At 40.5% G+C, this 1,034-nt stretch carries 1 protein-coding gene; it reads left to right on the top strand.

The features are described from left to right. Nucleotides 1-1,034: HYR-like domain-containing protein (locus GGR32_RS11950; protein WP_281372641.1), on the top strand; the 1,034-nt coding region annotated here is incomplete at both ends.

The raw sequence follows: 1,034 nt of genomic DNA, 5'->3' as shown, positions 1-1,034 counted from the left end.
TACAAGGAAATAGCAATACTACCAACGGCAACATCGATGCTACAGGTTTAAGCGCTACTGATATTTTTACAGACCCCGCCAACGGAGATTATAGCCTAAAAAATGGGAGTCCTGCTATAAATACAGGTAGTAATAGTCTTTATACAGGTGACATAAATAACGATACCGACCTAGCCAGCAACCCGCGTTTATACAATAATATAATAGACATGGGAGCTTTTGAAAGTCAAAATGCACCACCAACAGCGATTTGTAAAAATATTACAGTACAGTTAGATGCTAATGGACAAATAAGTATTACTGCAAGTGATGTAGATAATGGTTCATCAGATTTGGAAGGTAATGTTACGCTCAGTATTAACAAAACCGACTTTGATTGTAGTAATATTGGTGATAATACTATTTTACTAACTGTTGAAGACAGCAATGGAGCTACAGCTACCTGTCAGGCAATTGTTACCGTAAAAGATGTAACTGCTCCAACCCCTGATAACCTTACTTTAGCAGATATCACTGCTGAATGTCAAGTACTAGCAACCGATGTACCTATCCCAACGGCTACCGATAATTGTGGAGCAACCATCCAAGGAACACATAATTTAACTTTCCCGATTAGCACCCAAGGAACGCATGTCATCACTTGGACTTTTGACGATGAGAACGGAAATGCCGATACACAAACGCAAAACATCATCATCGATGATGTAACTGCACCAATCCCTGATAACCTTACTTTAGCAGATATCACTGCTGAATGTCAAGTACTAGCAACCGAGGTGCCTATCCCAACGGCTACCGATAATTGTGGAGAAACTATATACGGAACACATAATTTAACTTTCCCGATTAGCACACAAGGAACGCATGTCATCACTTGGACTTTTAACGATGGGAACGGAAATGCCGATACACAAACGCAAAACATCATCATCGATGATGTAACTGCACCAATCCCTGATAACCTTACTTTAGCAGATATCACTGCTGAATGTCAAGTACTAGCAACCGAGGTGCCTATCCCAACGGCTACCGAT

Origin of the sequence: Mesonia hippocampi (assembly GCF_014197445.1) — a bacterium.
GTDB lineage: Bacteria > Bacteroidota > Bacteroidia > Flavobacteriales > Flavobacteriaceae > Mesonia > Mesonia hippocampi.
Note: the sequence above shows the minus strand (reverse complement) of the source record. Positions and strands in the feature narration are given on the sequence as shown.